Origin of the sequence: Micromonospora sp. NPDC048909, assembly GCF_040649635.1 — a bacterium.
Classification (GTDB): Bacteria; Actinomycetota; Actinomycetes; order Mycobacteriales; family Micromonosporaceae; genus Micromonospora.
The window spans coordinates 420,403-443,528 of the sequence record NZ_JBEZFU010000001.1 but is presented as its reverse complement, the minus strand read 5'-3'; the positions used below and the strand labels follow the sequence as shown (position 1 = coordinate 443,528).

The 23,126-nt window shown below is 71.9% G+C and carries 17 protein-coding genes; 8 read left to right on the top strand and 9 right to left on the bottom strand.

The window, feature by feature from the left end; all coding sequences use genetic code 11:
* Positions 1 to 93 precede the first annotated feature (93 nt).
* The 6 genes from AB0C04_RS02145 to AB0C04_RS02120 all read left to right on the top strand — a co-directional run bounded on the left by AB0C04_RS02145 (position 94) and on the right by AB0C04_RS02120 (position 3,887).
* Positions 94 to 963 carry a type II secretion system F family protein gene (locus AB0C04_RS02145; protein WP_357049053.1) on the top strand — a complete coding sequence of 290 codons (870 nt, stop codon included), beginning with the start codon at positions 94 to 96 and terminating at the stop codon, positions 961 to 963.
* Between the two features lie 24 nt (positions 964 to 987).
* Positions 988 to 1,191, top strand: coding sequence for a hypothetical protein (locus AB0C04_RS02140; RefSeq protein WP_350868280.1), 204 nt, complete (start codon positions 988 to 990; stop codon positions 1,189 to 1,191).
* Positions 1,192 to 1,325: 134 nt separating this feature from the next.
* Positions 1,326 to 1,745 carry a TadE family protein gene (locus tag AB0C04_RS02135; RefSeq protein WP_357049050.1) on the top strand — a complete coding sequence of 140 codons (420 nt, stop codon included), beginning with the start codon at positions 1,326 to 1,328 and terminating at the stop codon, positions 1,743 to 1,745.
* Positions 1,730 to 2,209: a TadE/TadG family type IV pilus assembly protein gene (locus AB0C04_RS02130; protein ID WP_357047029.1), complete on the top strand. Its 480-nt coding sequence runs from the start codon at positions 1,730 to 1,732 to the stop codon at positions 2,207 to 2,209. Before AB0C04_RS02135 ends, AB0C04_RS02130 begins: the two co-directional genes overlap by 16 nt.
* Positions 2,206 to 2,640: a hypothetical protein gene (locus AB0C04_RS02125; protein WP_357047027.1), complete on the top strand. Its 435-nt coding sequence runs from the start codon at positions 2,206 to 2,208 to the stop codon at positions 2,638 to 2,640. Before AB0C04_RS02130 ends, AB0C04_RS02125 begins: the two co-directional genes overlap by 4 nt.
* Positions 2,641 to 2,654: 14 nt before the next feature.
* A complete protein-coding gene (locus tag AB0C04_RS02120) occupies positions 2,655 to 3,887 on the top strand; it encodes a LysM domain-containing protein (protein WP_357047025.1) in 1,233 nt (410 codons plus the stop codon).
* A 34-nt stretch (positions 3,888 to 3,921) separates the two neighbouring features.
* Here the strand turns inward: AB0C04_RS02120 and AB0C04_RS02115 are convergent, their stop codons facing one another.
* Positions 3,922 to 4,773: a Rieske 2Fe-2S domain-containing protein gene (locus AB0C04_RS02115; RefSeq protein ID WP_357047023.1), complete on the bottom strand. Its 852-nt coding sequence runs from the start codon at positions 4,771 to 4,773 to the stop codon at positions 3,922 to 3,924.
* 589 nt (positions 4,774 to 5,362) lie between these two features.
* On the opposite strand from AB0C04_RS02115, the gene AB0C04_RS02110 reads away from it, so the two are divergent.
* On the top strand, positions 5,363 to 6,127 hold the full coding sequence (locus tag AB0C04_RS02110) for a crotonase/enoyl-CoA hydratase family protein (RefSeq protein WP_357047021.1): 765 nt from the start codon (positions 5,363 to 5,365) through the stop codon (positions 6,125 to 6,127).
* 93 nt (positions 6,128 to 6,220) lie between these two features.
* Here AB0C04_RS02110 and AB0C04_RS02105 read toward each other — a convergent pair whose 3' ends face one another.
* The 8 genes from AB0C04_RS02105 to AB0C04_RS02070 form a co-directional block, all read right to left on the bottom strand.
* The gene (locus AB0C04_RS02105; protein WP_357047019.1) at positions 6,221 to 10,510 is read right to left on the bottom strand and encodes a discoidin domain-containing protein; all 4,290 of its coding nucleotides are present in this window, start codon (positions 10,508 to 10,510) and stop codon (positions 6,221 to 6,223) included.
* A gap of 113 nt (positions 10,511 to 10,623) precedes the next feature.
* Complete coding sequence (locus AB0C04_RS02100) at positions 10,624 to 13,473, bottom strand: discoidin domain-containing protein (protein ID WP_357047017.1); 2,850 nt, start codon at positions 13,471 to 13,473, stop codon at positions 10,624 to 10,626.
* A 157-nt stretch (positions 13,474 to 13,630) separates the two neighbouring features.
* Positions 13,631 to 15,283, bottom strand: coding sequence for a glycoside hydrolase family 13 protein (locus AB0C04_RS02095; RefSeq protein ID WP_357047015.1), 1,653 nt, complete (start codon positions 15,281 to 15,283; stop codon positions 13,631 to 13,633).
* Positions 15,284 to 15,452: 169 nt separating this feature from the next.
* Positions 15,453 to 16,340 carry a carbohydrate ABC transporter permease gene (locus tag AB0C04_RS02090; protein WP_357047013.1) on the bottom strand — a complete coding sequence of 296 codons (888 nt, stop codon included), beginning with the start codon at positions 16,338 to 16,340 and terminating at the stop codon, positions 15,453 to 15,455.
* A gap of 12 nt (positions 16,341 to 16,352) precedes the next feature.
* Positions 16,353 to 17,297 (bottom strand): sugar ABC transporter permease, encoded by a 945-nt coding sequence (locus AB0C04_RS02085; protein WP_357047011.1) that lies wholly within the window; start codon positions 17,295 to 17,297, stop codon positions 16,353 to 16,355.
* Positions 17,298 to 17,378: 81 nt separating this feature from the next.
* Positions 17,379 to 18,758, bottom strand: coding sequence for an extracellular solute-binding protein (locus AB0C04_RS02080; RefSeq protein WP_357047009.1), 1,380 nt, complete (start codon positions 18,756 to 18,758; stop codon positions 17,379 to 17,381).
* 606 nt (positions 18,759 to 19,364) lie between these two features.
* On the bottom strand, positions 19,365 to 20,366 hold the full coding sequence (locus tag AB0C04_RS02075; RefSeq protein ID WP_357047007.1) for a LacI family DNA-binding transcriptional regulator: 1,002 nt from the start codon (positions 20,364 to 20,366) through the stop codon (positions 19,365 to 19,367).
* An 82-nt stretch (positions 20,367 to 20,448) separates the two neighbouring features.
* On the bottom strand, positions 20,449 to 21,921 hold the full coding sequence (locus tag AB0C04_RS02070; RefSeq protein ID WP_357047005.1) for an NAD(P)/FAD-dependent oxidoreductase: 1,473 nt from the start codon (positions 21,919 to 21,921) through the stop codon (positions 20,449 to 20,451).
* Between the two features lie 90 nt (positions 21,922 to 22,011).
* Between AB0C04_RS02070 and AB0C04_RS02065 the strand changes: the two genes are divergently transcribed.
* Entirely contained in the window at positions 22,012 to 23,088 is a 1,077-nt protein-coding gene (locus AB0C04_RS02065) for a serine hydrolase domain-containing protein (RefSeq protein WP_357047003.1), read from the top strand.
* Positions 23,089 to 23,126 lie beyond the last annotated feature (38 nt).

Genomic DNA, 23,126 nt, shown 5'->3' with positions numbered 1-23,126 from the left:
GAGCCCCGCAGTCGCGAACGAAAGACGGCCCCGCGTGAGCGCGAGGAGTGAGCTTGCGAGCCCCGCAGTCGCACACGGAGGGCCGGCGCGATGATCCTCAACTGGCAGCTCGGGATCGCGGTGGGCAGCGGCGCGGCCGTCGGGTTCGGCGTGTTCCTGGTGCTCCGCGAGCTGGTGCCGGCGACCCCGGCGCTCGGGCCGGCGCTGCGGCGACTGCACCAGCCCCCCGGTACCAGCTCAACCGCCGGGCCCGGCGGCCGTCGACTGGAGTGGCTCACCGGGCTGTCCCGGTGGCTGCGACCGCCGCACCGGCAGCTCGCGCTGATCGACCAGACACCCGAGCAGTACGCCCTGTCGGTGCTGCTCTCCGCGCTGATCGGGCTGGCCACGCCGACCCTGCTCACCGTTGCGTGCTTCGTGCTCGGCATCCAGCTGCCGCTGGTGGTACCGGTGGTGGGCAGCCTCGGGCTGGCCCTGCTCGCCGCGCTGCTCGCACACCGGTCGGTGCTGACCAAGGCCGCGGCCGCCCGCGACGAGTTCCGGCTGGCCGTCTGCACCTACCTGGACCTGGTGGCGTTGCAACTCTCCGCCGCGCACGGCCCGGTGCAGTCGCTGGAGCGGGCCGCCGCGGTCTGCGACGGCTGGGTCTTCGACCGGATCTCCGAGGCGCTGCGCATCGCCCAGATGCAGATGCACTCGCCCTGGGACGAGCTGCGCGACCTGGCCGACCGGATCGGCATTCCCGAGCTGGGCGACGTCGGGGCGATCATGCGCTCCTCCGGCAGCGAGGGCGCGCAGGTCCACGAGACCCTGCGCAGCCGCGCCGACTCGCTGCGCGACCAGATCCGTACCGACAACCTGGCCCGCGCCGAAGGGGTGACCAGTCGCCTGGACATCCCGGGTGCGCTGCTGGTGTTCGTGCTGCTCGGCTTCGTCCTCTATCCGTTCATCGCCCGTGTCTGACCCCGCCCAGAGAAGGAGCACGTCATGTCCCTCGTCACCTACCTGCACGTCGCGCTGACCGCGCGCCTGGCCGAGCTGCGCCGCCACGGCGAGCGCGGTGACAGCCCGGTGCCCACCGCCGTGATCATCTTCGGTCTGGTCTTCGTGGCGACGATCGTCACCGGTCTGGCCCTGACGAAGTCGAGGGACTGGATGAACGCCATCCCGAACCACACCAACCCGAAGTAAGGCGCCATGCGCCGGACCGTTCACCGGTGGGGGCGCCGGACGGCATCCGCCGCCCGGCGCCGCCGCGCGTCCCTCGCCGTCCGTGCCGCGCCGTGCCCGGCGGCACGGCGGGCGGCGGAGCACCGGCCGCACGGCTGGTGGCCGCTCGGGCGCTGCTACGCCGGCGGCTGGGCGCAGGCGGTACGGACCGGGGCGCGAACCCGGTCGAGCTGGCGGTGGTGATGCCGCTGATCCTGCTGCTGCTCTTCGGCTCTATCCAGGTCGCCGTCTGGTTCGTGGCCCGGTCGACCGCGCTGAACGCCGCGCAGAGCGCGGTGAACGCGCAGCGGGTGCACCAGGCGCCCGAGGGAGCCGGCGCGCAACGGGCCAACCGTTTCCTCGCCGCCTCCGGTGACTGGCTGGTCGGCTGGGACCGGCCGGGGCCGAGCTGCCGGACCACCACCACCGAGGTCACCTGCACGGTGCAGGGCAGGTCGCTCTCGGTCGTACCCCTGGTGAGCTTCCCGGTGCGACAGACCGCGCACGGGACGGTGGAACGGTGGACCACGCCGTGAGTCGCGACGCCGGGCGTGGCTCGGTCTCCATCGAGGTGGCGGTGCTCGCCCCGGCGTTCATCGCGCTGATGGTGCTGGCCGGGGTGACCGGGCGTACGGCGGTGGCGACCGAGGCGATCGACGCCGCCGCGCACGACGCGGCGCGGGCCGCCTCGATCTCCCGGAATGCCGACACCGCCCGGCAGGCGGCTCGGCAGGCTGCCGTCCGTCAGCTGGACTGGCGCGGGTTGGCCTGCGACGGCGCCCCGACGCTCACCTTCAGCGGCTCGGTGGGCGGCCGGGCAACCAGCTTCGCCGCGGCCTACCGCAGCCCGGTCGGGCAGGAGGCCGCGGTCACCGTCCAGGTCCGCTGCACGGTCTCCTACCGGGACCTGCGGCTCTCCGTGCTGCCGGGGATGCCGGACGGCAACCGGATCTCGGCGAGTTTCACCTCGCCGCTCGACCGCTACCGGAGCCGGGGATGACCGCCGTAACCGCCCAGCAGCGGGACGCGGGCCGGGTGAGCATCTTCCTCGCGGTGGCGATGGTCGGGGTGCTCGCCGTCATCGGGCTCTCCTTCGACGGGGCCGGCCAGCTGCGCACCCTGCAACGCGCCGACAACCTCGCCGCCGAGGCGGCCCGTACCGGTGGGCAGGCCATCGACCGGGCCACCGCCATCGCCGGCGGGCCGAAGCGCATCGACCAGCAGCAGGCCCGCGCCGCCGTGGCGGACTACCTCGCCGCCGCCGGCACCGCCGGGCACTCGGTCAGCTTTCCGGTGGTCGGCGGGGAGACGCTGATCAACGTCCGGGTGACCGTCACCTACCGCCGGTCGATGCTCGGCCTCTTCGGTTTCGACAACACCGTCACCGTCACCGGTGAGGCGACCGCTCGGGCCCTCACCGGGGCGCCGTAGGAAGGAAGGCAGCCATGGGTCGCTCCGCCGCTCGCCGGACCGGACGGGTCCTCACCGGGTTCGGCTCGCTCGTCGTGCTCTGCGCGGTGCTGGTCGGCGCCCCGGTGGCGCTGCTCGCCTTCGCCGGCAATCCGCTTCCCGACCACGTACCCACCATCACCGAGGTCGGCGCCGTGCTGACCAGTCGCGACGACGGGCAGCTCTTTCTGCGGGCGCTGGCGTTGGCCGGCTGGTTCGGCTGGGCCACCTTCGCCTTCTCGGTGCTGGTCGAGCTGGGTGCCCAGGCGCTGCGCCGGCCGGCACCCCGACTGCCCGGGATGAGCCGGCAGCAGCGCGCCGCCGCCGCCCTGGTCGGCTCGGTCGCGTTGATCGTCGCCGCGTCGCCGGCCGCCAGCGCCGCCGCAGTGGCCGGCGCCCCGTCGTACGCCGCGCCGGCGGCGTCGGCCGCGGTCGCCCAGGCGGTCCCCGGGGCGACGACGGCGATCCCGCCGCGGCTCTCGCTGGTCACCGGGCCGGTCGCGGCGACCGCGACCGCCCCGGTCCGGGCCACCCGGTCCGCCGAGGTGCCCGTCTACCGGGTGGCGAAGGGTGACTATCTGGGCGCGGTCGCCGAGCGCTACCTGGACGAGTTCGCCGACTACCGGGAGCTGGCCCGGCTGAACCGGCTCGGCGACCCGGACCGGATCCGCCCCGGGCAGTTGCTGAAGCTTCCCGAACAGGCCACCGATCGGGGTGCTCGACCGCACGCCACCGGTCACCTCGTCGCCCGCCCCGCGCCGGCCCGGCCGGCACCGCCCGCCGCGCCGAGCCAGGCCACCCCGGGGCAGGAGACGTCATCCGCGGCGCCGGCCCCGCCGGCGGCCGAGGCGCCCCGCGGCGAGGCCCCGGCCATGACCGTGGGCGCGGCCCGGGTGGGCGAGCCGGACCGGGTGAACCGCCCGCTCGCGGTCTCCGCCGTGCTCGCCGTGGCCAGCATCGTGGGCGCGCAGATCGGCGCGGTGCTCGGGCTGCGCCGCCGGCCGGCCGCCGCCGGCGCGCGGCTCAGCGTCCCGGGCCGGGCCCGGGCGGGTACGACGGCGCGCGGCGGCCTGACTGGGCGCGGCGCCACGCGGAACACGACCGCGCGCGGCGGCCCGGCCGGTGGCGGGGCGACGCGAGGTCGGGGCGGCGCGGCGGCGGCCAGCCAGGCCCGCGCGCACGCGAGCGCTGCCGAAGAGCCGTCGTCCGGCCGGCACCGGCGCGACTGACCGCTGGTCCGCCCGCGGCCGTCGCGCTGCGCGGTCAGGGCAGCCGGGCCTCGAGTACGCCGTTGCGGACCCGGGTGGGCAGGATCTGCTGGTCGTTGCCGGACGGGCCGTGCACGACCTCGCCGCCGTTGAGCCGGAAGGTGCTGCCGTGCCACGGGCAGACCACACAGTCATGCCCGTTGATCTCCTGCACCTGGCCCTGGCCGAGCGGTCCGCTCTGGTGCGGGCAGCGCTCCAGCATGACGGTGACGTCCTCGCCGTGCCGGTAGAGGATGACCGCCACGTCGTCGATCTCCCGGGTGATCAGCTGGCGCTGCGGCAGCGCCGCCATGTCACCCAGCTCGTGCCACCCCTCACTCATCAGGTGCAGCTCGGAGATGCTCTGGTTGACCTGCGCACCCTGCTTGTACGCCAGGTGCCCGCCGATGTAGGCGCCCATGCTTACCGCGCCGAGCCCCGCCATGCCGAGCGCCCGACCGAGGCCGTGCCGGCCGCTGACGCGCGCCGCCAGCGAGCTCGCGTACAAGGCCAGCCCGATGGAGTTGGCGGCGGCGTGCGCCAGGCCCACCCGCCGCTGGTCGGGGGCGAGCGCCGCCCAGTCGTTGAGCCCGGCGACCGCCGCCGGCACGGCGCTCGCCGTACCCACCGCGGTCAGCGTGGTGGCGGCCCGGCGCTGCCCGGGCATGAAGTCCAGGATCGCCGCGCTGATCCAGGCGCCCACCGGCACCTGCACCATCGCCGGGTGCAGCGGATGGCCCAGCGGCACGCCGTGCAGCAGGTCCTTGACCCGCTGCGGGCGCAGAGTCGCCAGCACGACACGTTGCAAACGGTTACCCACCCGGTCGAGGCCGGATGCCTGCTCGATCTTCGTCAAGAGTGCTCGCACGGGTACCGACTTCCCGGCATTCGCGCCCCCAAACCGACCTCGGGTGACGGATCCACAGCGCGCCGTGACGACGGCTCAGCAGCCCCGGAACCCGGCACCCCAGCCAGCCCCGGCGGGGGCGGCGGGCGACAGGCGGCGGCTGCGGCCAGCCGGCGGCCGGCGGAACGGCATGGGCGGCAGGCGGTGGCTGCGCCCGGCGGAACGGCATGGGCGGCAGGCGGTGGCTGCGCCCGGCGGAACGGCATGGGCGGCAGGGCGGCGGGGGCAGGAGGCCTGCCGCGCCTCCTTTGCTCTGCTTCACTCCCGGCAACACTGAAGGGCCCTCAGCGTTGCCTCGGCTGAAGCAGAGCAAAGGAGGCTCGAGGGGTCTCCCGCGCCAGCGCGGCCGGGGCCCTGGCGTGCCGGCGGGGCCGGGGCATGCGAAGCAGAGCAAGGTGGCTCGAGGGGTCTCTGCGCCGTCACGGCCGGGGCCCTGGCGTGCCGGCGGGGCCGGGGCATGCGAAGCAGAGCAACCGTGAGTCGAAGGGCCTCCCGCGCCAGCGCGGCCGGGGCCCTGGCGTGCCGGCGGGGCCGGGGGCATGCTGTGCCGATGGGCGTACGGGTCGAACGCGACGGACCGGTGACCACGGTGATCCTGGACCGGCCGGCGGCGCGCAACGCGGTCGACGGGCCGACCGCCCGGGCCCTCGCCGACGCGTTCCGCGCCTTCGATGCTGACCCGGACGCGGCGGTGGCCGTGCTCTGGGGTGCCGGCGGGACGTTCTGCGCCGGTGCCGACCTCAAGGCGATCGGCACGCCGAGCGGCAACCGGGTCGAGCCGGACGGGGACGGCCCGATGGGCCCGACCCGGATGGTCCTCGGCAAGCCGGTGCTCGCGGCGATCTCCGGGTACGCGGTGGCCGGCGGCCTGGAGCTGGCGCTCTGGTGTGACCTGCGGATCGCCGAGACGAATTCGGTGCTCGGGGTGTTCTGCCGCCGCTGGGGGGTGCCGCTGATCGACGGCGGCACCGTCCGGCTGCCTCGGCTGATCGGCGAGAGCCGGGCGATGGACCTGATCCTCACCGGCCGGCCGGTGCCGGCCGAGGAGGCGTACGCCATGGGGTTGGTCAACCGGCTCGTCGCGCCGGGGACGGCCCGGGCGACGGCCGAGGAGCTGGCCGCGGAGATCGCCCGGCATCCGCAGACCTGCCTGCGCAACGACCGGGCCGCGGTCCTGATCGGCCGTGGGTTGCCCGAGCCGGCGGCGATGGCGACCGAGCTGGCGTACGGGATGGAGTCGCTGGCGACGGACGCGGCGGCCGGCGCGGCCCGGTTCGCCGCCGGCGCCGGCCGGCACGGCGCCCCGGCGTCCTGACCCGCCGGCCGCCGTCACGGTCCGGCCGGGCCGGACGACGGCGGACGCCGCCGGGAGGGTGGGTCCTCCCGACGGCGTCCGGATCCGAGGTGGTCAGTTGCGGACGATGGTGAAGGTCGACGTGGTGTTCTTGATGTCCTGGTAGTTGTCGGACAGCCGCAGGTTGTTGAAGGTGGCCGAGCCGACGGCCGGGCCCTGACCGGGTTCCGGCATCTCGTTGACCCAGATACCGAAGCCGGACTTGGCGTCGAACGCGTCACCGCTACGCCGCGCCCCGGAGATCGAGACGTTGGTGAAGACGGTGTCGGTGACCGGGTTCTCCGGCTGGCTGCCGTTGTACTTGGTCTGGAACATGATCCCGGAGTACGTCGGGTCCACGATGTCCACATCCGTGACGCGGATGCCGCGGAACTCCTTCGACGCCGAGAACACCCAGATCGCCGGGAAGGTCTGCGAGCCCCAGAAGTGGCCACCGGCCCGGATCAGGGAGATGTTCTCGAACCGGGTGGGTGGGCTGGCCCCGAACCCGATGAACGGGTAGCCGAAGTCCAGCGAACTGATCGTGATGCCGGAGTAGGTCAGCATGTCCGCGATGTAGAGATTGCGGAACACGTTGTCATAGCCGCCGTACACCGCGATGCCGGCCGCCCGCCAGGTCAGCGTGGCACTCAGGTTCTCGAAGACGTTGCCGTGGTTGCCGGTGGACGCACCCTGGTCGGTCGCGGAGAAGAGCGCGAACGCGTCGTCCCCGTTGGACCGGCCCTCCGAGTTGGCGACCAGGTTGTTGGTGCTGCCGTTGGTCATGTTCACCGCGTCGGCGAAGGTGTTCCGGAACCGGCTGTTCGTGATCTTGAGGCCGCTGACGCTGACCCCCCAGTACGCGCAGACGGTGTGCTCGACCCAGACGTTGTCCAGGGTCATGTTGTCGACGTCCTTCAGCTCACCCCAGACCTTCCCCGGCCCGTCGATCCGGTTGGTGTAGTTGCCGAAGAAGGCGAGGTGTTCGAAGGAGGACCCGCTCGCCGAGGACTCCACCCGGAAGCCGGCGTCGGTGTTCTGCTGCGAGGTCGGCGTCTGGAACCGGGTGTACCAGATGCCGGCGCCCACCACCTTGACCGCCTTGCCGTAGACCTGGAACTTCTGCGCGGTCTCGTACGTGCCGGCCGGCAGGTAGACCCCGACCAGGTTGCCGGTGGTGTCCATCCGGACCGCGTCCAGGGCATTCTGCACGTCCTGGTGGCTGAACCCGGTCGGCACCCGGTACCGCGCCGGATCCGGGTTGGCCCGCGGCGCGACCTGCTCCAGGTTGATGAAGTCGATCGCGTACGTGGTGCTGTTCGCCGGGTCCTTCTGGAGCCGGATCCGGCTGCCCGCCGGGATGGTCGAGTTCAGCAGCACGTTCGCCTCGTCGTAGAGGTGCCGCGGCGGGCCCGCGCTGGGCGAGTCGCTCGGGCTGGCCTCCGCGCCGTAGAGCCAGATGTGCTTCGAGGTGAGGTTGATCGGCTTGTGCAGCACCCCGTTGACGTAGATGTTCAGCGTCGAGTTGATCCCGCCACCGCCCGGGGCGTCCGGGATGGAGAAGCGGGTCACCAGGGCGTTGGCCGGCGCCTTGGTGGTCCACTCGACGTACGCGCCGTTGCTGTTGAGGGTCACCGCCCGCCGGCCGGAGGCCTCACCGGCCAGGTCGCCGATGTCCCGGTTCGGCGCGAGCACCTGCGCCCCGCCGCCGACCGAGCCCTCCTCGGCCTCGTACATGTCGTACGGCAGGTTCGCCCCACGACCGACGAAGAGCGACCGGTCGCTGGTGTTGTTCTGCCGCTTCACCGGCAGTTCGTTGGCGTCGTCGGCGAGCACCACCCGGACCGTGTACCGGCCGTTCGCCGCGGTCCAGGTGCCGAGGTTGACCGGGCCGGCGGTGGCCCCGGCCGCGATGGCGCCGCTGTACGAGCCGGTCAACGTGCGGACCACGCTGCCCGAGTCGTTGAGCACGGTCAGCGTGATGCCGTGCGCACCGCTCGCCGAGGCGACGGTGCCCTGGTTGCGGATGCTCACCGAGAAGTTGACCGTGGCGCCCGCGGTCGGCGTGCCGGGCGACCAGGTCACCGCCGAGGCGACCAGGTCGGAGCTGGCCACCGGGTTGACGGTCAGCGCGGTCGGGTTGGTGTAGGTGTTGTTCGCCTCGTTCTGCTCGATCACCGTGTTCGCCTCGTCGACCTTGCCGATCAGCTGGTAGCTGCCGGCGTTGCGCGGGCCGATGTTCGCCGAGACGGTGGTCGACGCGCCGGCGGCCAGGGCGCCGACGTTGGCCGTGCCGACCTTCGTCGTACCCAGGTAGAGGCCGACGGCAGTGGCGGCGGAGGCCGCGGTGCCGGCGTTGCGGACCGTGGCGGAGAGGGTGATCGCGTCGGTCTCCACCGGCGCGGCGGGCGACGCCGTGAGCCCGGTGACGGTCAGGTCCGGGTTCGGCGCCGCGACCCCGATCACCTGGAACTCCGCAACCTGCCCGTTGGAGGAGCCGGAGTTCGCGGTGAACTGCAGCCGGACGTCGGCCGCCGTCGCCGAGACCGGGATGGTCACCGTGTTGCTGCTGCCCGGGCTGAACGAGTACGTCGCCGAGCCGACCAGCGTGCTGAACCCGGACCCGGACTGCTCCCGGCCGAGCACCTGGAAGGTCTGGGTACGGGGGCCCCACGACGGATCGGGGTTGAGCTTTACCACCACGGAGCTGATGCTCGCGTTCGCGCCCAGCGCCACGGTCAGCGTGCTCGGGTACGCCCCGGGCGCGCCCTCCCAGTAGGTGGCGACGTCGTTGTCGTTGGCGTTCACGGCGTTGAAGACGTGCACCACCGACGACGCGGTGATCGGCTTGCCGACCGCCAGGTTGGTGCCGCCCGGAGGCGTGCTGCCGTTGCGGGTGACCGTGTTGCTGTTCGACGACACGTTCCCGGCGGCGTCCTTGGCGCGCACGTAGTAGGAGACCGTCGCGGTGTCCGGCTGGTTGTCGGTGTAGGTCAGCGTCGAGCCGTTCACGCTGCCGCGCAGCGCGCCGTTGGCGTAGACGTCGTAGCCGGTAACCCCGACGTTGTCGGTGGACGCGGACCAGGTCAGCCGGACCTGGCCGGTCGCCGGCTGGGTGTACGCGAGGTTCCCCGGCGCGGTCGGCGCCACCGTGTCACCGGTGTTGCCGGTGCGGGTCACCGTGTTGCTGTTCGCCGACTGGTTGCCGGCGGCGTCCCTGGCCCGGACGTAGTACGAGACGGTCGACCCGGCCGGCTGGGTGTCGGTGTAGGTCAGGGTGGTGCCGCCGAGGCTGGTCCGCAGCACCCCGTTGGCGTACACGTCGTAGCCGGTCACCCCGACGTTGTCGGTGGACGCGGACCAGGTCAGCCGGACCTGATTGGTCGCCGGCTCGGTGAAGGCGAGGTTCCCGGGCGCCGACGGCGCCTGGGTGTCCCCGGTGGCCGGGCCGTAGATCTCCAGCTCCGACAGCTGTCCGGCGGGCCAGCCGCTGTTCGCGGTGACGAGCAGCCGGACGTAGCGGGTGGCCGCGGTGGGCACGGTCACGGTGACCGTGTTGCCGGTGGCCGGGTTGAAGGCGTACGACGCCGAGGCGACCAGGGTGCTGAACGTCGACCCGTTGGTGCTGCCCTGCACGGTCAGCGTCTGGCTGCGGGCGCCCCAGCCGGCCGGCAGCTTGAGCACCAGCCGGTTGACGTTCACCGTGGCTGCCAGGTCGGCCTGGATCCACTGCGGGAAGGCGTTGTTGGCGCTCTCCCAGTAGCTGGCGGCGTTGCCGTCGTTGGCGTTGCCGGCCCCGTAGACGTCGGAGTGGCTGCTCTCCGCCATCGCCTTGCCGAGGGCCAGGTTGGTCGACGAGGTGGCCGCGCCGTACACCTCCAGCTCGGCGAGCTGGGCGGCGCTCCAGCCGGTGTTCGCGGTGATCGCGACCCGGACGAAGCGCGTGCTGGTGGCCGGGAAGTTGATGGTCACGGCGTTGCCGGCGGCCGGGCTGAACGACCGGCCCGCGGAGGCGACGATGGTGCTGAAGCCGCTGCCGTCCAGGCTGCCCTGCAGGGAGAGGGTCTGGGTGCGGGCCTCCCAGGCGCTGGGCAGCTTGAGGATCACCTGGTCGATGGAGGTGCTGGCGCCGAGGTCGACCTGGGCCCACTGCGGGAGAGCGCCGCTGCTCTCCCAGTAGCTGCCCTGGTTGCCGTCGGTCAGGTTGGCGGTGACGAACGATCCGTTGGTGCTGCTGGCCGAGGTGCTGCGTCCGGCGGCGAGGTTCGGCCCACCGGCGGCGACGGCCGGTAGGGCCGGGGCCACGGTGACGACCAGGCCGACCGCGGCGAGCATCGCGATCATTCGGGTACGGAATCTGGACATGGCGGGGGTACACCTTCTTCCCGGGGGACGTGGAGAGGCGTGTGCGGTGGTGCGGGGTGGAGCGGGTGTGCGGCGGGACCCCGATCGGCGTACGGAGCCCCGCCGCACACGTCTCAGGTGGCGTAGACCTCGAACTCGGAGAGCTGGCCGGCGGGCCAGCCGCTGTTGCCGGTGACGGTGAGCCGGACGAACCGGCGGTCACCCGCGGGCAGCGCGATCGACACGGTGTTGCCGGTCGCCGGGTTGAAGGTGTAGCCGGCGGCGGCCTTCAGCGTGCTGAACGTCGAGCCGTCGGTCGAGCCGAGCACGGTCACCGTCTGGGTGCGGGTCTGCCAGGCCGAGGCCGGCGGCAACTTCAGCAACACCCGGGACACCGGCCGGTTACTGCCCAGGTCGACGGTCACCGACTGGGGGAAGGCGTTGTTGGTGCTCTCCCAGTAGGTGTTCGGGTTGCCGTCGACCGCGTTGCCGGCGACGTACACGTCGGCGTGGCTGGTCTCCGCGATCGGCCGCCCGGCCGCCAGGTTGCCGGTGGGTGGCGGCGTGGTGGGTGGCGGGGTCGTCGGCGGCGGCGTGGTCGGTGGCGGGGTGCTGCCGTCGCCGTACACCTCGAACTCGGAGAGCTGGCCGGCCGGCCAGCCGCTGTTGCCGGTGAGCGTGAGCCGGACGAACCGGCGGTCACCGGCCGGCAGCGCGATCGACACGGTGTTGCCGCTGCCCGGGTCGAAGACCCGGCCGGCCGAGCCGGCGAGCGTCGACCAGGACGACCCGTCGGTCGAGCCGAGCACAGAGATCGTCTGGGTGCGCCGCTCCCAGCCGGCCGGCAGCTTCAACACCACCCGGTCGACCGCGCGCGCGGTGCCCAGGTCGACGGTGAGCGACTGCGGGAAGGCGTTGTTCGCGCTCTCCCAGTAGCTGGCGGTGTTGCCGTCGACCGCGTTGGCCGGAACGTAGTTCTGGTTGACGCTGGTCGCGGTGACCGGCCGCCCCTGGGCCAGGTTGCCGCCGGTCGGCGGCGGGGTGGTGGGCGGTGGCGTGGTGGGCGGCGGGTTGGTCGGGCCGCCGCCCCACTGCGGCTCCGGCCACGGCCCGCAGTACGGGGTCGGCGTGTACCAGCCCGAGTTGCCGGCGCCCTGAGTGATCTGGAAGCCGCCGCCGACGCAGTTGTGCATCGGGTTGGACTGGGCGATGCCGGTGGCCCGCACGTTGGTGAACGAAACCTGGCTGGGGGCCTGCACCTGGAGGGCGTACGTGCCCGCGCCGTCGATCCGGACGTTGTTGAGGTTGATCCCGTTGGTCTGGCCCTCGATCCAGTGCAGCGCCGCGTAGGAGCTGTCCAGGATGTCGGTGTCGGTGATGTTGATGGTCGGGTTCTGGAACGGCTCGTTGAGCGCGGAGAACCAGATCGCGCCGACCCCGAAGCGCCAGTTGTAGTCGGAGTTGCCGTTGCGGATCAGGGTGTTCCGGGCGATCGTCCAGGTGCCCTGGACGCCCGTGGCGCCCTGCACGCCGGGGTAGCGGTTGGCGACGTGGATGCCGCCGCCGTTGGTCAGCGAGTCGGCGGTCACGTTGTCGGTGATCTTGATGTCCCGGCCGCCGTAACTCACCAGGTGGTTCGCCAGCAGGGTCACGCCGATGGTGTTGTGCGTGAAGGAGTTGTTGACGTTCGGCACGCTCTGCGCCCACATGGCCAGCGCGTCGTCGCCGGTGTTGCGGACGAAGGTGTTGGTCACCGTCGAGTTGGTGACGCCCCAGTGAAAGTTCACCCCGTCGGCCGTCTGGTCCAGGATCCGGCTGTTGCGGATGGTGAAGTTGTCCATCGGGCCGTCCATCCAGGCGCCGACCTTGGTGTTCTCCAGCCAGAGGTTGTCCACCACCGAGTTGGACATCGCCCCGCCCAGCGCGTTCACCTGGTCGTCGTCCACCCGCTCGCGGATGTCGCCGATGATGGCGAAGTCGCGCAGGGTGACGTTGCGGCTCGGGCCGCCGGCCTCGTGCGGCCGGATCCCGCCGCTGTAGCCGCCGCCCGGGACGTACTTGCCGTAGATGCCGGCGGCGCGCTTGCGGTCGGTAGGGTGCCGGCCGCCGAGCACCGAGTACCACGGGCCGGCGCCACGCAGGGTCACCCCGTCGACCACGACGTGGTCCCAGAGGGTGAAGGTGCCGATCGGGATCCAGACCGCCTTCCCCTGGGCCTTTCCGGCGTCCACCGCCGCCTGGAACTTGGCGGTCGAGTCGGTGCCGCCGCTCGGGTCGGCGCCGAAGTCGGTGACCACGTCGAGGACACCGGCGGGCTTGGCGATCGGCGCGACCAGCTCGAAGTCGGCCAGGTCGATGGTGAAGGTGGGCGTCTGGGCGGTCGAGGCGACCTGCAACCGGATCTTCGTACCGGCCGGGTAGGTGGTGCCGAACAGCGCCCGGGTCTCGTCGTAGAAGTGGTGCGGATTGGTGTCGCCCGGGTTGTTGTTGAACGGGTAGCCGCCGTAGTACCAGCCGTACCTCGAGGTGACCGGGACCGACTTCAGCAGGGTTCCGTTGGCCCGCAGGTCGATGGCGGCGTCCCGGCCGGTGCCGGCGGCGTTGTCCGGCAGGCTGTAACGGAAGGTCACCGCGTTGGCGGGCGCGGTCAGGGTGAACTCGACGTACTCGCCGACGGCGTCGAGGGTGACGGCCTCCCGGCCGGACGCCTCCGACGGGAGCGTGCCGTAGTACCGGTCCGGGCCGATCTTCGTGCCGGTGTGCGCGACCTCCTCCGCCTCGTGCTCGACGAAGGGGACGGTCGCGCCCCGGCCGGGGATGTCGAACGGGGAGAGCCCGGCCGCCTGGGCCGGGGTGGCGGTGCTGGTCAACGCGATGACGGTGAGCGAGGTGGCGGCGAGCGCGGCGCCGGCGAGGGCGGCGACCCCCGCGCGGGTGCGGGCTCCTCGGGGCGGGTGCGGGGCGGCGGTGGTGTGGTCGGGCATGAGCGGCGCTCTCCCTTTCATGGATGGTGCAGGTCCCCCCGTGCGTTGCGGCTGCGCTTGGGGTGGACACCTCCTCTCAGGCTCGGGACCGGCGGGGCCGGCGGGGTGGCGCGGTGCCGGCGGCCGGGACGGGGCCGCCGGCACCGCGAGGTGCGGATCAGGCCGGTTCTGCTCCGGCCGCGGTCGGTTCGGTGGTACGCAGCCAGACGGCGGTGTCCGGCGGCAACAGATCGTCGTCGAGCGGTCCGCTGGCCAGCAGCACCTCGTCGTGCGGCGGCAGCGGGACGGCTGTGTCGGAGAGGTTGACCAGGCAGGTGAAGCCGGGCCGACGGCGGTAGGCGAGCACCCGGTCCGGGGCGGGGAGCCAGGTCATCTCGCCGTCGCCGAGCGCCGGGTCGGATCGGCGGATGGCGATCGCGGACCGGTACAGCTCCAGCATCGAGCGCTGGTCACCGGTCTGCGCCCGTGCCGTGCGGTCCTTCCAGTCGGTCGGCTGCGGCAGCCAGGGCGACGCGGCCCCGTCCGGGCTGAAACCGAACGGGGGCTCGTCGCCGGACCAGGGCAACGGCACCCGGCAGCCGTCCCGGCCTGGGTCGACGTAGCCGGAGCGCGGCCACATCGGGTCGGTGCGCAGCTCCGGGGGAATGTCCTCGACCTCCGCGAGCCCGAGTTCCTCACCCTGGTAGACGTAGGCGGCACCGGGCAACGAGAGCGAGAGCAGCGCCGCCGCGCGGGCCCGGGTGGTGCCGAGTTCGAGGTCGGAGAAGATCCCCTCCCGCTTCTTGGCGAAACTGAAGGTGGTGTCCTCCCGGCCGTACCGGGTGACGTGCCGGGTGACATCGTGGTTGGAGAGCACCCAGGTGGCCGGCGCGCCGACCGGCGCGTGCGCGCTCAGCGTCCCGTCGATGCTCTCCCGCAGCGCCGAGGCGTCCCAGGCGCAGCCGAGGAAGTCGAAGTTGAACGCGGCGTGCAGCTCGTCCGGGCGCAGGTAGTTGGCGAACCGCTGCCGATCCGGCAGCCACACCTCACCGATCAGCGCCCGGTCGCCGGGGTACTCGTCGGCGACCCGCCGCCAACCACGGTAGATGTCGTGCACGCCGTCGAGGTCGTGGAACGGGTGCGGCTGGTCCGGTCGGACCTCGGGCAGCGTCCCGTCCTTGACCAGGAGCCCGGCCGAGTCGATCCGGATGCCGTCCACGCCCCGGTCGAACCAGAACCGCAGGACGTCCTCGAACTCGGCGCGTACCCGGGGGTGGTCCCAGTTGAAGTCCGGCTGCTGCGGGGCGAACAGGTGCAGGTACCAGTCGCCGGGCGTGCCGTCCGGGTTGGTGGTCCGGGTCCAGGTCTCGCCGCCGAACTCGCCGACCCAGTCGGTGGGCCGCTGGTCGCCGTTCGGGCCCCGGCCGGGACGGAACCAGAACAGCTCCCGCTCGGGTGCGTCCGGTCCGCCCGCGAGCGCCGCCTGGAACCACGGGTGTGCGTCGGAGCAGTGGTTCGGCACCACGTCGACGATGGTCCGGATGCCGAGCGCGTGGGCCTCCGCGATCAGCGCCTCCGCCTCGGCCAGGGTGCCGAAGACCGGGTCGATGTCGCGGTAGTCGGCCACGTCGTAGCCGGCGTCCGCCATCGGGCTGGGGTACCAGGGGCTGAACCAGATCGCGTCGACGCCGAGCGCGGACAGGTGATCCAGCCGGGACCGAATGCCGGCGATGTCGCCGATGCCGTCGCCGTTGCCGTCGGCGAAGCTACGCGGGTACACCTGGTAGATCACCGCTCCACGCCACCACGGACTGTCGTCTGCTGTGGACACGAGCACCTGCTTTCTGCGTCGGTACGTCGGCGGGTTCGCCGGACCTGGATGTCTCTGCGGCGAACCGTCGTTGTTCGCTGCCGGGGGTCGCGCTGGTGGGGTGTAGGGGTCAGCTCTTCATCGAGCCCGCCTGAAGGCTGCCATGATCAACCTTTGCCATCGTCGGGGGCTATCCCTTGAGGCTGCCGGTGGTCAGGCCGGACATGATGTTCCGCTGGAAGATCAGGAAGATGATGACGGTCGGGATCGCGGCGATGACCGACGCGGCGATCACCACGTTCATCGGCGTACCGCCGGAGAAGGCGTAGATGCCGACGCTGACCGTCCGGGTCTCGGGCGACGGCATGACCAGCTTCGGCCAGAGGAAGTCCTTCCAGACCGCGGTCACCGCGAAGATCGAGACCACCCCGAGGATCGGGCGCGACATCGGCAGGATGATCGACCAGAGCGTGCGCAGCGGCGTCGCCCCGTCCATCAGGGCCGCCGACATCAAGTCCTCCGGAATCGAGTCGAAGAACCGCTTCAGCAGGAAGATGTTGAACGCGTTCGCGACCAGCGGCAGCCAGATCGCGAACGGGGAGTCGAGCAGGTTGATGTGCAGGATCGGCAGGTCGATCACGGTCACGTACTGCGGAACGATGAGGACCATCGCCGGGATCATCAGCGTCGCCAGCATCAGGCCGAGGATCACGTTGCCGAAGATCGGTCGAAGCTTCGACAGGGCGTACGCCGCGGCGGTGTCGAAGACGAGTTGGAACACCACCGCGCCGGTCGCGTAGTAGAAGGTGTTGAAGAGCAGCTTGGCGAGGTCGAGGTTGTTCCACGCGTCGATGTAGTTCTGCGGCTGCGGATCCTCGGGGAACAGCGACGGCGGGGTCTGCGCGATCTCCTGGCCGGACTTGAGCGCGCCGGTGACCATCCAGTAGAGCGGCCCGAGGAAGACGAGCGTGAAGCCCACGACGACGACGGCGAGCAGCGTCCAGTAGATCGCCCTGCCGCGCCCCCGCCTCAGCTGGGCGTGGGAGATGAGGGTCCGGGTCCCGGAGTCCTGTGCCATTTCTCGCCCGTCCTAGTCCTGTTTCGCGGTCAGTCGCACGTAGACGGCGGAGAACCCGGCCAGCACCACCAGCATGATCACGCCGAGTGCCGCCGCGCCGTTGAGGTCGTTCTGGAAGAACCCGTGCTGATAGATGAGGTACGCCACCGAGGTCGCCGAGTCCTCCGCGCCGGCACCGTTCGCCAGGATCAGCGGCTCGATGAAGAGCTGCATCGTGGCGACGATCTGGAGCATCGCCAGGAGCGCGAGGATCAGCCGGGTCTGCGGGATGGTCACGTTGAGGATCCGCCGCCAGATCCCCGCGCCGTCGAGCTCGGCCGCCTCGTAGAGCTCGCCGGGGATGTTCTGCAGCGCGGCCAGATAGATCAGTACGGCGCTGCCCATGTTCATCCAGGTCGACGCGAGCACCATCGCCGGCATCGTCATCTCGGGGGACTGCATCCACTGGGAGGTCGGCAGGTGCAGCGCCTTGAGGATCGCGTTGAAGAGTCCCGCCTCGCTGGGGTCGTACGCGTAGAACTTGAAGAGGAAGAGCGCCGAGGCCGGCGGCAGCATCACCGGCAGGTAGACCAGGATCCGCAGATACCCCTTGGCGTGCCGGAACTCGTTGAGCAGGATCGCCACGAAGAACGGCACCGCGTACCCGAGGACGAGCGCGAGGACGGTGAAGTAGAACGTGTTCTGCCACGCGGGCCAGAAGCTCGGGTCGGCGATGATGCGGGCGTAGTTGTCCCAGCCGACCCAGGTGGTCTCGCCCCGCCGGGTGCGCTGGAAGCTCATCACGATGCCGCGGATCATCGGGTACCAGGAGAAGACGGCGAAGCAGATCACCGCCCCGATCAGGAACGCGTGTCCGGTGAGGTTGTCGCGTACCTTGCGGCTCGTACGCCCGGCCGGGGACGGCGACGGGGGGCGACCGGTTGCGCTGATGGTCCCCGGGGCGGTGGTGATCGCCAAGGCAACTCCTGGTGAGTCGGTGACCGGACGGTTCGGCGCGGATGGTGTGGGGGCCGGCGGGCCGGCCCCCACACCGTCGGATCAGCTCTCGGCGGCGAGGAGCTGGTTGACCTTCTCCTCGGCCGTCTTGAGCAGCGCGTCGATGTTCGAGTTCGGGTTCGTCAGCACCCCGGACATCGCGGCGTCGAGCACCGCGTAGACCGCCTGCGCGTTGCGCGGCTCACCCTTGATCGGCACCGGCGTCGCCTCGAAGATCGCGAAGTTCGCCGTGTCGACGTTCGCGTTCGCCTTACGCAGTTCCAGCTCCTGCTTCTGCGCCTCGCTGCCGTTGGCGAAGAGCAGCGGCTGGGGCAGACCCACCGGGTAGTTCTGCGGCTTGGCCCGGGCGTAGTCGAACTGGCCCTTGCCCGGCGTCAGCTTCTGGTACGCGATCCACTTCAGACCGGCCTCGACCTGCTCGGGGGTCAGGCCCTTCTTGAAGAAGTAGCCCTCGCCACCACCGAGCGTTCCCTTAGCCGGCCCGTCCTGGCCGGGCAGCGGGGCCATCGCCCAGTCCTGGAACTTGCCCTGGAACTGGCTGACGATCGCCTGGGTGGCGTCCGGCGCACCGATGAACATGCCGACCTTGCCCGCACCGGCGTTCGTCAGCAGGTCACCCCACTGCAGCAGCTGGCGGGCGCCCATGCTGTTGTCGCCGTACCGCATGTCCTTGAGGTTCTGCAGGACCTGCTTGCCCATCGCGTTGTTGAAGTCGGCCTTCTTGCCGTCCGGGGTCAGCACCTGGCCGCCCTGCGAGTAGAGCAGGGAGGTGAAGTGCCAGCCACCGGTGTTGCCCGCGCTGTACTCGGAGTAGCCGGCGACACCGTTGCCGAGCGCGGAGATCTTCTTCGCGGCGGCCCGGACCTCGGCCCAGGTCTTGGGCGGGTTGTTGACGTCGAGCCCCGCCTGCTGGAACAGGACCTTGTTGTAGACCAGGCCCATCGAGTAGTTCTTCACCGGGACGGCGTAGAGCTTGCCGCCGTCGGTGAACACCTCCTTGAGCGCCGGGTCGACGCTGTCCCAGGTCGGGACGTTGTCCTTGTTGGCGTACTCGGTGATGTCCATCGCCTGACCGGAGTCGAGCACCTGCTGGAGGTCGGTCATGTACCCGTAGAACACGTCGGTCACGGTGCCGCCGGCGAGGCGGGCGGTGAAGTCCGGCGGGTTGTTGCACTGCTCGCCGACGCTCACGCTCTTGATGACGATGTCCGGGTTCTGCCGCTGGAACTCGGCGACATCGTCGTTCCAGTTCTGCAACAGCTCTTTCTGGGAGCCGACCGGCTGGCAGTCGACCGTGATGGTGACCTTGCCGCCTGCGTTCGTGTCCTTGTCGTCGCTCTTCGTGGAGCATGCCGTGAGGCTGAACCCCAGGCCGGCCACGAGCGCTATCGCCGCAGCCTTTCGGTATTGCGGTACGGACATCTGTCCATCCCTTCTCCGAACGGGTGTGTCCATGACCTTCGCTGACCCGCGGTGGTCGTCACCGCGGCGATGCCCTGCAACTGATCTGTCTCCGCCGTCTGGACCTGACCCCTGGAGCCGCGTCGGGGCCAGCGCGGGATGGTGATCTAGCTCTCTTGCTCGGGATGTTTCGTGGCGATGACGATACAAAGTCGAATCGGCTGCCGCAAGAACTGGACTGGAATTCGAAAGACTACGACGAAACTGCCGGGAGACCTGAACGGCCGGCTCGGGCACCACGCCACCCCCGGCAGCACGCATCCAAGCTGGTGAGCACGCCCAACGGGCAACCCGACGGCCGCGCCCGGCGGGCGTGGCTGCGTTGAGCCGACCGGGCCGCGTTCGGGGGCGGGCCGCGGTCGGGGGGGTAGGCCGCGTTCGAGGGCTGGGCCGCGTTCGGCTGGCCAACCAGGTGGATCAAGCGGTTTGACCCACGTGATCGACGCGCGACGAAACCTGGCCGCCGGCCGCGGGAAGCGGTCGACGGCCAGCGTGTCGTTCAGGAGGCCACGGGCCTGTCGCCCGGTGTGTCCAACCGGGCCGCTCGGTCCCTGTTCGGTGGGTCGGTCAGCGGGCGGGAGCGGGAGCGGTCGAGCCGCGTACCACCAACTCGGGCTCGAAGAGCAGCTCGTCGTGCAGCACGCCGACCCCTTCGATCTGGGTGACCAGCAGGTTCACCGCCGCCTGCCCCATCGTCTCGATCGGCTGGCGGACGGTGGTCAGCGGCGGGTCGGTGCAGGTCATGAACGCGGAGTCGTCGAAGCCGACCACCGAGATGTCGGCCGGCACCGAACGACCCAACCGGCGGGCCGCCCGGATCGTCCCGAGGGCCAACACGTCGCTGGCGCAGATGACGCCGGTGACCCCCCGGTCGACCAGCTTGGTGGCGGCGACCCGGGCGCCCTCCATGGAGAAGCTGGAGCGCTCGACGCACTCGTCCCCGTCGGCCCAGCCCGCCACCTGGATCATCGCGGCCAGCTTCCGCTGGGACGGAACGTGGTCCTCGGGGCCGAGCACCATGCCGATCCGCTCGTGGCCGAGCGAGCGCAGATGGCCGTACGCCTGCTCCACCGCCACCGCGTCGTCGGTGGAGACCCGGGGAAACCCCAACTCGTCCACGCCCGCGTTGACCAGGACCACCGGCAGACCGCGGTCGGTCAACCGCCGGTAGTGCTCGTGGGTGGCGTCGGCCAGCGCGTACGAGCCACCGGCGAAGATCACCCCGGAGACCTGGTGGTCGAGCAGCATCTCGACGTAGTCCGACTCGGACACTCCGCCGATGGTCCGGGCGCAGAGCGCCGGGGTGTAGCCGCGCTGGGCGAGCGACCCGGTGACCACCTCGGCCAGCGCCGGGAAGATCGGGTTCTGCAGCTCGGGCAGCACCAGCCCGACCAGTCGGGCGCGCTCGCCGCGCAGCTTGGTGGGCCGCTCGTAGCCGAGCACGTCCAGCGCGGTCAGCACCGCCGTCCGGGTCGCCTCGGAGACCCCGCCCCGACCGTTGAGCACCCGGCTGACGGTGGCCTCGCTGACGCCGGCCTTCTTCGCTACCTCGGTGAGCCGTTTCGTCACGGCCGCAATCCTACGTCAAGCTGGTGCAAGAACTGGACAGCAAAAAGTCCCGGCTCGACCACTTCCGGTCACCACTCGACCGTCACTTGAGGTTGCGCAACGCTTCCTCGATGGCCCGGTGGAAGGTCGGGTACGCGTAGATCATGTGCCGCAGCTGGCTCAGCGGCACCGCGGCGTGCACCGCGACCACCAGCCCGGAGAGCACCTCGCCGCCGGCCGGACCGGCCGAGGTCGCCCCGATCAGCACCCCCTGGTCGGCGTCCGCGACGAGCTTGATGAAGCCCTCGTCGCCGACCTGGTGGATCCAGCCCCGGGTCGAGCTGCCCAGCTTGGTGAAGCCCACCTGGACGTTGATCCCCCGGTCCCGGGCCTGCTGCTCGGTCAGCCCCACCGCGCCGACCTCCGGGTCGGTGAAGGTGACCCGGGGCAGCGCCCGGTAGTCGGCGCGCGGCACGGTGCCCGCCGATCCGCTCGACCCGCTGGCGCCGAGCCGGCTGGCCGCGCCCATGGCGCCGCCGACCACGCTCGCGGTACCGCTGGGGTCCGCACCGGCCTTCTCATGCCGGGTCCGGTCGAGCAGGTCGGCGACCACGATCCCCGCCTGGTACATCGCGATGTGGGTGAACGCGCCCTCGCCGGTCACGTCGCCGACCGCCCAGATGCCGTCCGTGGCGGACATCCGGTCGTCGACCCGCAGGTAGCGCTGGCCGGGGTCCACCCCGACGGTGTCCAGCCCCAACTCTTCCAGGTGGGCACGGCGGCCGGTGACCACCAGCAGCCGCTCGGCGGTGAACTCGGCGCCACCGGCGTGCAGGGTGAACCGCTGCCCGTCGTGTTCGACCCGCTCGGCCCGCAAGCCGGTCCGGATCTCCACCCCGTCGGCCCGGAGCGCCGCGGCGGCCACCTCGGAGGCCTCCGGCTCCTCGACGGCGAGCACCCGGTCCAGCGCCTCGACGACGGTGACCCGGACCCCGAACCGGGCGAAGACCTGGGAGAGTTCCAGCCCGATCGCTCCGCCGCCGAGCACCAGCAGCGACTCCGGTAGCTCCTCGACCTCGATCGCCTGATGGTTCGTCCAGTACGGGGTGTCGGCCAGGCCCTCGATCGGCGGCACCGACGGCCGGGTGCCGGTGCCCAGCACGATGCCGTACCGGGCCTGGAACACCTGGTCGCCGACGCGGACCCGGCCGGGCCCGTCCAGCCGGCCACTGCCCCGGACGAACCGGCCACCCCGGTTGACCAACCGCTCGACCGCGACCCGGTCGTCCCAGTTGTCGGTGGCCTCCGCACGGATCCGCTTCGCCACCGGCGCCCAGTCCGGCCGCACCTCGGCGGTGCCGGCGAGCCCGTCGACGCGGCGCGCCTCGGCGAGCGCGTTCGCCGCCCTGATCATCATCTTGCTCGGGATGCAGCCCCAGTACGGGCACTCCCCACCGACCAGGTCCCGCTCGATGCCGACGACGGTCAGGCCGGACTCGGCGAGCCGCCCGGCCACCTCCTCGCCGCCGACGCCGAGCCCGACCACGACCACGTCCACCTGCTCCGGCTCCGCCACCCGGACAGCATCCCCCAGCCGACCGCGCCGAGCCAGCCAGGCCCCGAAAAGTCGACCACCCGGGACAGGTCGATCGCCTACCGTGGCCGGATGCCCGACGTCCGCTTCGCCGCCGTACACGACTGTTTCCACGACCTGCTGGCCACCGGTCGGGAGACCGGGGCGTCGCTGGCCATCTGGTACGACGGCCGACCGGTGGTGGACCTGGTCGGCGGGGTCACCGCGGCCGGCCTGGACGCCGCCGGGTGGCGGCCGGACACCCTGGTCAACGTCTACTCGGTCGGCAAGCCGGTGGCCGCGCTCTGCCTGCTGCTGCTCGTCGACCGGGGCCGGCTCGGGCTGGACGATCCGGTCGCCGCGTACTGGCCGGACTTCCGGGCCCCGGCCACCGTCCGACAGGTGCTCAGCCACACCGCCGGCCTGCCGGCCTTCCCGGCGCCCCGGCCGGCGACCGCCGTGGCGGACTGGGACCTGCTCGCCGGTGACCTCGCCACCGCCGAGCCGGAGTGGACGCCGGGCACCGCCGCCGGCGAGCACGCCTGGACGTACGGGCACCTGGTGGGCGAGTTGGTACGGCGGGTGGACGGCCGGTCGGTGGGCCGGTTCCTGGCCGACGAGATCGCCGGCCCGTGGCGGCTGGACCTGGGCTTCGGGTTGAGCCCGGCGGACCAGCGGCGCTGCGCCGACCTCTCCTACGGCGACGCGGACTGGCCGGTCCGGATGGTCGGCGAACCGGGCTCGCTGCGGGCCCGGGCCGTCTCCAATCCGGCCGGCGGGTTGGACGTCGCGGTGCTGAACAGCCCGCTCTGGCGCGGCGCCGAGATGCCCGCGGTGAACCTGCACGCCACCGCGACCGGGCTGGCCCGGCTCTACGCCGGGCTGCTCGCCGGCGGCACGCTGGACGGCGTCCGGCTGTTCAGCCCCGAACTGGTCGCCGAGGCGACCCGGGTCCAGTACGACGGGCCGGACCTGGTGCTGGACCGGCGGACCCGGTGGACGTTGGGCATGCAGTGGGAGGAGGACGGCAGCTGGGGCATGGGCGGGCTCGGCGGGAGCTGCGGCTGGGCCGACCCGCAGCGTGGCTACGCCTTCGCCTACGCCACCGCCCGGCTGGCCGACTTCGACCGGGTGGAGGAGCTGGCCGAGGCGCTGCACAGCTGCCTCTGACCGCCCGCGCCGGCAGCAGGGGTCGCGGTGCGGGCGGC